Source organism: Oleiphilus sp. HI0079 (genome assembly GCF_001635105.1).
On sequence record NZ_LWFT01000659.1, the window covers coordinates 1 to 1,287 of the forward strand.

2 protein-coding genes are annotated in these 1,287 nt (G+C 48.7%); one reads left to right on the forward strand and one right to left on the reverse strand.

The genetic code is table 11. The features are described from left to right. Window positions 1-166 precede the first annotated feature (166 nt). Complete coding sequence (gene speB, locus A3750_RS11865) at window positions 167-1,135, forward strand: agmatinase (RefSeq protein WP_068465975.1); 969 nt, start codon at window positions 167-169, stop codon at window positions 1,133-1,135. A gap of 2 nt (window positions 1,136-1,137) precedes the next feature. Here speB and A3750_RS27130 read toward each other — a convergent pair whose 3' ends face one another. After that, window positions 1,138-1,287: an Lrp/AsnC ligand binding domain-containing protein gene (locus tag A3750_RS27130; RefSeq protein WP_369819940.1), complete on the reverse strand. Its 150-nt coding sequence runs from the start codon at window positions 1,285-1,287 to the stop codon at window positions 1,138-1,140.

Below are 1,287 nucleotides of genomic sequence, written 5' to 3' on the forward strand. Positions count from 1 at the left end.
ACGAGATTCGCGAGATACTCGGAGCGGATTTTGTAGATGGCTACATTGGCACTCGTCGAGCAGAATACGAAGGTTTTAAACGCGTTATCAGTTCTTGGGAACGCGAATTCTTGCTTTCGACCGTATAAAACGAATACCAATCAGTAAATAAGGCGACGAGGCAGACATGTCTGAAGATTTTGATCAATATAGCCACGGCGACCTGGCGTTTACACGCAAGGGGCCTTACGGCACTCAAGTTGAACCCATGTATTCTGGTGCGACCAGCTTCTTACGCCGTAATTATTCGAAAGTTCTAGAGGGCGTTGATGTCGCAGTAGTCGGTATTCCCTACGACCTAGCGACCTCAAACCGGCCAGGTGCGCGACTCGGACCAAGGTCTGTGCGAGCTGCATCGACAAATCTAGCATGGGCGTCGCCGTGGCCGTGGACTTTTGACCCTTTTGATCGACTCAATGTCATTGATTATGGAGACTGCGTATTTGATCCCGGTTATCCAGATAAAGTTCCAAGTGAGATAGAAGCCTATTACGACCGAATTGTTGATGCAGGTGTAACACCATTATCAATCGGTGGAGACCACTTTGTTACTTATCCGGTTATTAAAGCGCTCGCTAAAAAGCATGGGCCAATCTCTCTTATTCATTTTGATGCGCATAGCGACACCTGGACCGATGATGACGGGCGAATTGATCACGGAACAATGTTTTATCATGCCGCTAAGCAAGGGATTACCGCGCCCGAGCGATCGGTACAGATTGGTATGCGCACCGTCAACAAAGATACGCATGGCTACTTAGTTCTTGATGCAGATTGGCTACACAGTCGCGGTATTGAAGCGTGTATCGAGCAGGTTCACAATCGTGTAGGGAACAACCCCTGTTACATTACCTTTGATGTGGATTTTCTAGATCCGAGCTGCGCACCAGGTACCGGAACGCCTGTCTGTGGCGGCTTCAATACCTATCAGGCTATCCAGCTTATCAAAGGGCTTACGGGGCTCAACATCATTGGTTGCGACGTTGTCGAAGTCGCTCCGCCTTATGATCACGCAGAAATGACCGCCCTTGCCGGTGCGACCATTGCCACGAATATGCTTTGTCTACTGGCTGCAGATCAACCTGATAGAGTCTAAAGCTAGTTTCGGCGAAGTTTTAAGTACGTGGTGTCTTTTACTTGCTCCATCACCACAAGAGTGGTGGACTCTTGCACTCCCGGTAAAGACAAAAGCGTGTCTCCAAGAAATTTTCGATAATGGTCCATATTGGCCACCCTCGCCTTTATCAG

Excerpts from the sequence above, each read along its gene's own strand:
- speB (WP_068465975.1), top strand. The coding sequence starts at position 167 with ATGTCTGAAGATTTTGATCAATATAGCCACGGCGACCTGGCGTTTACA.